Source organism: Chitinophaga sp. (assembly GCF_035564935.1).
In the GTDB taxonomy this organism is placed as follows: domain Bacteria; phylum Bacteroidota; class Bacteroidia; order Chitinophagales; family Chitinophagaceae; genus Chitinophaga.
Window position 1 is genome coordinate 1 of the sequence record NZ_DATMTE010000359.1, and the last position, 9011, is coordinate 9011.

Annotated in this window: 7 protein-coding genes; 5 read left to right on the forward strand and 2 right to left on the reverse strand. The window is 46.5% G+C overall.

Annotated features, from left to right (window positions below; translation table 11 throughout):
• Both VN105_RS09460 and VN105_RS09465 read left to right on the forward strand, forming a co-directional pair.
• Positions 1-1522: hypothetical protein (locus VN105_RS09460; RefSeq protein WP_325640178.1), on the forward strand; the 1522-nt coding region annotated here is incomplete at its 5' end.
• A 179-nt stretch (positions 1523-1701) separates the two neighbouring features.
• Entirely contained in the window at positions 1702-2424 is a 723-nt protein-coding gene (locus VN105_RS09465) for an SDR family oxidoreductase (RefSeq protein ID WP_325640180.1), read from the forward strand.
• A 71-nt stretch (positions 2425-2495) separates the two neighbouring features.
• Here the strand turns inward: VN105_RS09465 and VN105_RS09470 are convergent, their stop codons facing one another.
• Complete coding sequence (locus VN105_RS09470) at positions 2496-4118, reverse strand: NADP-dependent glyceraldehyde-3-phosphate dehydrogenase (protein ID WP_325640182.1); 1623 nt, start codon at positions 4116-4118, stop codon at positions 2496-2498.
• Positions 4119-4309: 191 nt separating this feature from the next.
• On the opposite strand from VN105_RS09470, the gene VN105_RS09475 reads away from it, so the two are divergent.
• Positions 4310-5146, forward strand: coding sequence for a hypothetical protein (locus VN105_RS09475; protein WP_325640184.1), 837 nt, complete (start codon positions 4310-4312; stop codon positions 5144-5146).
• Here VN105_RS09475 and VN105_RS09480 read toward each other — a convergent pair.
• Positions 5143-7071 (reverse strand): CHAT domain-containing protein, encoded by a 1929-nt coding sequence (locus tag VN105_RS09480; protein WP_325640186.1) that lies wholly within the window; start codon positions 7069-7071, stop codon positions 5143-5145. The two genes, VN105_RS09475 and VN105_RS09480, sit on opposite strands and share 4 nt — an antisense overlap.
• Before the next feature lie 193 nt (positions 7072-7264).
• Between VN105_RS09480 and VN105_RS09485 the strand changes: the two genes are divergently transcribed.
• Both VN105_RS09485 and VN105_RS09490 read left to right on the forward strand, forming a co-directional pair.
• Positions 7265-8059 (forward strand): trypsin-like serine peptidase, encoded by a 795-nt coding sequence (locus tag VN105_RS09485; protein WP_325640188.1) that lies wholly within the window; start codon positions 7265-7267, stop codon positions 8057-8059.
• A gap of 22 nt (positions 8060-8081) precedes the next feature.
• A complete protein-coding gene (locus tag VN105_RS09490; RefSeq protein ID WP_325640189.1) occupies positions 8082-8954 on the forward strand; it encodes a hypothetical protein in 873 nt (290 codons plus the stop codon).
• The last annotated feature ends 57 nt before the right edge of the window (positions 8955-9011 follow it).

A 9011-nucleotide genomic window follows, 5' to 3' on the forward strand; every position in this document is an offset into this window, starting at 1 on the left:
ATTGATGGGTTGGGCCAGCTGGAACAACTACAGGGTGAACATTAATGAAAACATCATAAAAAAACAGGCCGATGCATTGGTGGCATCCGGTTTATCTGCTGTTGGATTTAAGTATGTTAATATAGATGATGGCTATTTTAACCAACGTTATGCCGACGGCGCCTTCAGGCTTGATAGTCTGAAATTCCCCAACGGGATGAAAGTGGTGGCAGATTACATACACCGGAAAGGATTAAGAGCAGGGTTCTATTCGGAAGCGGGCGCCAATACCTGTGGCTCCATCTGGGATGCACAACAGGGAGGAATTGGCGGAGGCCTGTATGGGCATGATGAACAGGATATTAATTTGTTTATGAAGACATGGGGCTTCGATTATTTAAAGGTTGATTTTTGCGGGGGACTGCAGCAAAAGCTGGATGAGAGAACCAGGTATACCGCTGTTAAACAAGCCATAGACCGTACCGGCAGAACGGACATCAACTTTAATGTATGCCGCTGGCAGTTCCCGGGTACATGGGTCACAAAAATCGCCAGCTCCTGGCGCATATCCCAGGATATTACACCCGACTGGAAAAGCATTATCAGCATCATCCATAAAAATACTTACCTGGCTGCCTATGCGGATCAGGGGCATTACAATGATATGGATATGCTGGAAGTAGGCAGGGGATTAACAAATGAAGAAGATAAAAGCCATTTTAGTTTATGGTGCATTTTATCATCGCCGTTGATCCTGGGCAACGACTTAACAAGCATATCGCAACAAACCAAAGATATCTTAACCAATACCGAAGTGATTGCTGTTAACCAGGATACTACCGGCTTGCAGGCCCGGCTGATAGCTGATAATGGAAGAGGTTTGCAGGTATGGGCCAGAAATTTAAACGGCAGGGTCAGTAAAGAAAGAGCGGTGGTGCTTTTCAATGCAGGTGAAACAACGGAAGATATGACCGTTAGCTGGAGAATGCTTCGTTTAAAGGGTAACATCACCGTGCGTGATCTTTGGCAGCACAGGGATATAAATGTGAAGACGGACACGGCTTTTACGGCAAAAGTACCTGCTCATGGCATAGTGATGCTAAAAGTAACCGGCACTGAAAATATACTGCAACAAACATTTGAAGCAGAGTATGGCTACATGAATAATTATAGCCTCCTGGAAAATACAGTGGTGAAGCCCCGCCAGGGCGATGTAGCTAAAGACGCCTCCTGCTCAGGTGGCGCCAAAGCTATATCACTGGGCAATAATACGGATAACTGGATTGAATTTAGAGATGTTTTTGCCAATAAAAGCGGCATATACCGCCTCACCATCACCTATATGTGTGAGAACAACAGGGATATTACAGTACAGGTAAACGGAAAAGAACACCTCCTGAGAAAGCTCAATTCCGGCTCGCTCACTAAAGCCGCTGATAAGCAGGTAGCCATTAAGTTAATAAAAGGGCGTAATACCATAAGACTATCAAACGAAAAAGGATGGATGCCGGATATTGATAAAATAAGTATAGATGTGAGATAAGGGCCCTCTCCTTTAATATCCTGGTATCATGGAAAGGAAACGTGTCAAAGTCTGACATTTGGCTACAAAATAAGGTAATCGGGCTACAGCTGCCTGCTTATACCTGGTTAAATTTGCAGAGGAAAGATAGTTATAGCTACTTATCATCCACGCATTTTTAATCTTAAATATTGAATTTCATGAGAACCGTTTTAATAACCGGCGCCAATAAAGGCATCGGCTTTGAAACAGCCAGGCAACTGGCACAGTCGGGCAACTTTGTGTACCTGGGAAGCAGGGATCTTCAGAACGGGCAGGAAGCGGCAAACCGGTTAAAAGCCGCCGGCATAGCTAATGTGGCCGCCATCCGGATAGATGTAACGGACCTGGCGTCTGTAAAGCAGGCAAAGGCTGAATTGGATAGTCAGATTGATTCCCTTGATGTGCTGATCAATAACGCAGGTATATCAGGTGAGCAGCAACAGTATATTGCTGAATCCGGGATGGAAAGCATCCGCACTTTATTTGAGACGAATTATTTTGGCGCGGTTCAAACCACGCAGGTAATGTTGCCGTTGCTGAAAAGATCTTCCGCTCCGTCCATCATCAACGTATCCAGCGAAATCGGATCGTTAACTATGCAGATGGCTGCCGGCAGAAGCCCCAACTGGAGCAATTTTTCAACATATGGCGCCACTAAAACCGCGTTGAATGGTTTTACCGTGATGCTGGCCAATGAATTGCGTGAGCAAAATATTACCGTTAACAGCGTTACGCCAGGTTATACGGCTACAGACCTTAACCAGTTTCAGGGTTTTAAAAGCGTTGAAGAAGGTGCAAAGCCAATTGTGCAGCTGGCAATGCTGGAAGACAGGACTGTAACAGGCAGGTTCTTTAAAGATGGAGGAGAAATTCCCTGGTAGCGGCACTCCTGTACTTTAAACGAAAAGCCTTGCAGTGGATAGCTGCAAGGTTTTTCGTTTTATCCAGCGGTTTAGAAAATAAAATTGGTGCTGAGGAAATCTGAGCTATGTTCATTCACAATATCTTCCAGCAGTTTTTTGTTGGTATCATTCATTTTGGTAGCTACGAGCGATCGGATAGAGAAGGAGCGCAACGCATCATGCACCGAGAGGGTACCTTCTGCACTGTCTTTCCGGCCGGTGAACGGAAATACATCCGGGCCGCGCTGGCATTGGCTGTTGATATTCACCCTGCTTACCTGGTTTACCAATGGGTCTATCAGGGTAGCTATTTCATCAGGGTTATTGCTGAAAATACTTACCTGCTGCCCATGCGGCGATTCAATGAGGTAATCAATGGTTTCTTCTATCTCGTCGTAAGGCACTACCGGGATTACCGGCCCAAACTGTTCTTCCCGGTAGAGTTTCATTTTATCATTCACAGGGTATACTACCGCAGGGAATACAAACGACTCATGGGTGGCGCCGCCGTTTTCATTTACAACGGCTGCACCATGGGCAATGGCGTCGTCCAGTACCTCGCGGATATAGGCCGGCTTGCCCGGTTCGGCTACGGGGGTAAGCTGTACGCCTTTCTCCCATGGCATACCGAATTTCATTTTGCTGATAGACTCACTGAGGAGCGCATTGAACTGGCCGGCAATGGAGCGGTGTACAAACAGTATTTTAATAGCGGTACAACGCTGACCATTATACGATAATGCCCCCAGTATGGACTCATTAACGGCCACCTGTATATCTGCATGTTGCGTAATAATAGCCGCATTCTTAGCGTCCAGGCTGAGCACAGCGCGGAGGCGGTTCAGCTTGGGATGGTGCTTGCGCAGATCGTTGGCCACTTTACTGGAACCGATAAAGGCCAGTACATTGATCTTGCCGGTGGCCATGATACCGGGTATCACGGATGCACCTCGGCCATATATTGTATTCACTACACCTTTGGGGAACGATTCCATAAAGGCGCGCAGCAGCGGGTAATGCACCAGCGTACCATGTTTGGGAGGTTTGAAGAGAATGGTGTTCCCCATCAGCAACGCAGGGATCAGCGTGGTAAAGGTTTCATTTAACGGGTAGTTGAATGGTCCCATGCAGAGTACCACTCCCAATGGCGAACGGCGGATCTGCGCAATGGTGCCCTCCCTGATCTCGAAGCGCGAAGAGCTGCGGTCTATCTCTTTCAGCGCATCTATCGTAGCATTAATATATTCTATGGTACGGTCAAACTCCTTGATAGAGTCCGCATAGGATTTGCCGATTTCCCACATAATCAGCTTTATGATCAGGGTACGTTGCTCCGTCATTTTTCGGGCAAACACAGAAAGGCAGTTAATGCGCTCGTCCAGCCGCATGGTGGGCCATTCGCCGCGGCCGTTGTCATAGGCCGCAAGTGCGGCATCCAGCGCCTCAAAGGCTTCTTTTTCGGTGCCCAGGGGGTAAGTACCTATCAGCTTGCGCTTCAGGCCATCCGCACCGGGAATGTTAATAGGAGAATACACCTCGCTCACCGGTCCATCCCATGCTTTCATCTCCCCGTTTACCAGGTACTCTCTCTGATGAATTTCAGAAATACGGAACTCCTCGGGTATTTCATTTTCTTCAACAAAGAGTTTCTTAAGCTCATCTTGAAAACTCATGTGTTAAAATTTTATGCGTACAAATTACACAAAATAGATCGATAAGTTACCATAGAATGTTTCGATAGGGGTGTGTGAAAAATCTATCGGTTATATTTTAGGGAGATGAACGGAGCGATTGAAAATTACGCTAACTTTTTTATTTTCAATGATTAACCTTAGTTTTGCTGGCTGTTTAAAATATGTTGCGCATGCCCTTGACGAAAGTTTTGATCACAGTTAAAAGTTACCCCACGTTATCTTCCCATTATGACGAACAGGTGAGCATCGCCGGTTTCAGGGAAGATGGTGTGTTCATCAGGATATACCCGGTTCCCTTTATAAAAAAAAGCTACGAAGACCAATACCAGCTGTACGACTGGATAGAACTGGACCTGGAACGGAACACCAGGGATTTCAGGCTGGAAAGTTTCCGGCCGGTATCTATGGAAACGCCCGTAAAAAAAACAGGGCATCTTGATACAGCCGGTCACTGGAGTGAAAGGAAGGCTATTGTATTGAAGAATGTATACCGCGACTTCTCTACCGTTATTATGGAAGCAAAGCACGAAGCGTTCTATACCTCGCTGGTTGTATTCAAACCTACCCGGATACTGGGTTTTGTGGTGGAGGAAACAGAACGGGAGTGGGATAGCAGCCTGCTGGAGAAATTACAGGAAGAGAAAGCGCGCGGCCTGGTATCTGAACAGCCGGAGGATCCTTTTACCGTGATGAAAAAACTGCCCTACCGGTTTTCTTTCCATTTTACCGACAGCAGGAATAAGGAAATTACTTTACCGGTGGAAGACTGGCAGCTGGCTTCCTTTTATTGGAAAAGCCTGAAAAGGCATAGTGGCCCTGATAAAGAACAGAAGGCTATCAACGATGTGAGAAAAAAATACCTGCAGGAATACGCGCGGAACAGCGACCTGTATTTTTTCCTGGGTACTACGCAAAATGTACATGCAGGTACTAAACAGCCGTTTACCATTGTGGGTTTATTTCATCCCACCATGCCGCCGGCAGTGGTACAGGGAAGCTTATTTTAAAGTTTATTCATCCGCGCATTCGGATCGGCAAATACAGTGTAGGCTAGCCAGGTGGGCGTACGGTTTTCCCTCACCAGGCTCCTTGCTTCTTTTACCGCTGCTGAAATGGTGGCGCCGGCAATCAGGCGGGTATAAAAAGCGATGGCAAAATCGCAGGCAAATTTATCGAACACCGACCAGTTTGCGCCAATAAAAGCGGCAGCCCCGGCGCCTGTCATTTTTTCCGCCCAACCACCAATGCCGGTGAGTCCCATCGACAGCTGCCCGATCTGGCAGGCATTGAAGAATACAACCGGGCCTGGCTTACCAAGGTTGGCCACTTTGCCGTTAATGTCTTCCGGGGAAAATTGTTGCCCGCCATCCAGCATCATATAGGCGCTGTTGGGGTTGTCCGGATCTTTCACCACACCATGTCCTGTAAAATGGATCACATCATATTGCCCGCTGCCAAGTGCGTCGCTTACGGCCAGGTAATTGGAAGGGATCTGGGTTACTTCGATGCCCGCATGGCCAAATAGCTCAAGTAGTTTCTCCCTTTCTTCCGGTGCATACTCAAGGTTGGATTCCTTTGGAACGATCAGCGCTACCCTGGATAAGCTCAGCTTATTTTTAGGCGCTTTCTTACCGGGAATCCACCTGGTAATGGCAAAGCGTTCACAAAAGAACTGGTCTGTCAGCGTTTCCCGGTTCACTTCTGTTTCCATCCTGCAAATTTCCCAGGGGATCCAGGGTTCTTCGGAGTTGATGATAACAGTGGCGATCCGTTCTTTAATACTCCAGAGAAATTGCCGGAGATCCGGCGGAAGTAATGTTTTATACAGTTCTGCACCTTTGGCCTCCATTCTCCGGGTGGCAATTTCAAGGTGTTCTTCTCCCTTAAGATTTATATCTTCAATGTCCTTGTAAAATGTCCTGAAATACTGCGCGGGATCACTTGCCAGCGGTACGGGGCCATAAGGCTGAAAGTAGCAGTTAAGCTGGCTGTCGGCCGCCGTCAGTTTAAAGTACAGGTACCTTTTATCATTGACCATGGAATCGGTTATCAGCAGGCTTAAGTCGGCCGGGTAACCGGGATAATGCACGTCTACAGGTAATGGTTGAATAGATTGCGGGGCGTTTGTTGCGGGGCTGTCTGCCGCCATAATGGTTACCTCCAGTTCAATATGCGCCAGCTCAGTACCATCTATAAAAGCGTATATAATAAAACGACCGGCGCCTGCTTCTTTTGCGCGGAGCACGAACTTTTGTTTCTTACCGGTATGGTCAGGTATTTTTATGGAACGGGTTTGTGTGCCTTCCGGCACCAGGTTGTTTTTGGGAGAAACAACGATCTCGACTATCGATTCATCTTCAATCATCAGTGGTAAAGCAGGTCCGTCTTCCTGGGTAAGGTCTATACTTACCATCAATAACAACTCTTCTTCCACCTTTACTGATTTATTATAACCGGCATTCAGGAAATATGCCCGGCTTCCTCTTCCGGGCGATCCGTTCGGCTTTTGAGGAAGAGGAGGAACAAGGCTCTCCAGCATCTGGTGCTGGGTATTTGCCGGAATAAGTTCTCCCAGGCGGCTGCCATTCAGCTCACCCATTTTATTATTGATAAACACACCTATTACTTCCTGGTTATGCTGTACAACCGCTTTGGAGATATCGGCTGTTATTTTAGTATCTAAATCTATCTGCGGTAGTTTCATGCCTGTTTTCAGCCGCTTTTTCAACCATTCGTCAGGATCTTCTCCTGCGGAAAGCTGTTGCTCATACTGGTTCATGAAAGTACTGGCTGTTTCCACATGGCTGATATCGGGAAATACGATATAGTCCGGCAGGGAAGGTTGCTGCTGAAGCGTTGTTACAATGGTATTCACATCGGTATCTGAACTGAAATTGCGAACATCGGTAGAGAGGAATTGATGCGGATTCATATGGTATAATTTAGAGAAATAAATAGTACCTGCAGGGGCTGTGCCTTCAATCCTGTTTATTGCTATGGGGCTTTTACTGCTACGAATTTAATTATTAATACGCTAAAATTCTATATGCTGTTGAACTTTTGAATCAGAAATCCCTTAAATTTATAGTGAGATAGCCAGATGTCAATACCCCAAACCCCTATATATGGATGGAATAACTCCTCCTTTTGACCGGCAATACACTACCATAGGCAACGACGAAAAAGCGGGCAACATTTTTGGAAATGGCTTCGGCAAACGGAATGATCCGCGCGATACTACTTTACCGGCCCCTGTTCCAATAAAGGAATTGGAGAAGCGTATACTGATCGGAAAAGATGACCGGTTTCCTGTTAATCCCGGAGAATTTCCCTATAACGCGGTGTGTTTGTTGATTATTCAGAATAATTATGGAGAAGAGTTTTTTGGTACCGGTTTTTTTATCGGTCCCCGTTGCGTGATCACTGCCGGGCATTGTGTATACTTCAATAACAGGTGGGCCAGCCGGATCACCGTTATCCCCGGAGCTTTGGGCGCACAGCAGCCTTATGGAAGCATGGTGGCTAATAAGTTCAAAAGCGTGGAAGGATGGGTGCTTAATGATAATGCCAACTTCGATCATGGCGCCATCATTCTCAAAGATGATACGCTCTTTAAGTCGTCCCGCAGCCTGCTGGCGTATAAGATGTATAACGGTGATGCGGGAATAGAAATACCCGGTTATCCCGTAGATAAAGAATTTACACAGTGGAGTTCCAAAGGTAATATTGAGAAGGCCACGGATTACAGGATCTTTTACGAAGTGGACACCGTTAAAGGATCGAGTGGCAGTCCTGTTGTAGCAATGGCCAATGGTAAGCGTGTAGTGGTCGGCGTTCATAATAACGGGGATGATTTAAACTCCGGCGCCGTCATCAACAGTGAGATTATCTCCTTATGGAAAGATTGGCTGATGCTTTAATCAAATCCCCAATATACATACCATGAAACAATTATTTTCTACCCTAATTCCACTTGCTATGTTTTTTAACTGCTACGCACAAAATGTTGTTTATTCCTCAGCGGGAAAAACTGCACATTTCGCAAAAGAAGACCTCGATATCACCTTTGCGGCGTCAAAGATCCGGCTGCCACAAGCTGCCGGCCACGAATTTGCCCCGGCGCTGGCCGCCCTTCTTCCCACAGTTATTGATGCAGGTTTCAAGCTAACTACAAGCATCCTTGAAAAGCGGGTAAAGAAATTTTCCGCAGAGTACACCAAGGAACAAAGCAGCCCGTTAACAGCCGGCGATGGTTACTGGCCGGAGTTCAAACTGGTAAGAACAATTAACCTGGAAGAAAGCCCCGACGCTTCAAAAGAAGCGCTGGCCATCAGTTTTAAAATAGATAAAACGGCCAACAATAAATTGTTTTATTACTACGTAGACGCTTTAGGACTGGCATATTCCGCTGCCAAAGCCACTGCAAAGAGTAATACTTTCGACTACGTGATTGAACTGAAAATAAATTACATTCAAGGCACGGAAAAGAAAACTTTAACCCTGGCTCCTTTGGTAATTTCTTCCGTGCCTTTTGGCAATTTGCCGGTAACAGGCCCCAAATACAGGACCGAGATTTTTACCGTTCCCGACGAAAGCATTGTAACAGGCGTTTCCCTGAAAGTAACGGAAACCAATCCGGCCAAAACCAGGGCAGAGAAGATCCTGGGCATATGGAATGATCATAAGGATGAGGCAAAAACCATTGTCAATAATTTTTTGCCTAAAGGAAACAGTGATAGCGGTAACGGGGGAGGAGATGATGCAGGGAAGAAAGGTCAGGGTAAGGGGGGAAACCAGGAAACTGGAAATAATTAAGGCATTCTTTTACAGGCACCCGGTGAAAGCGACAGGTTTTAGTTCCCTCACTTTCAC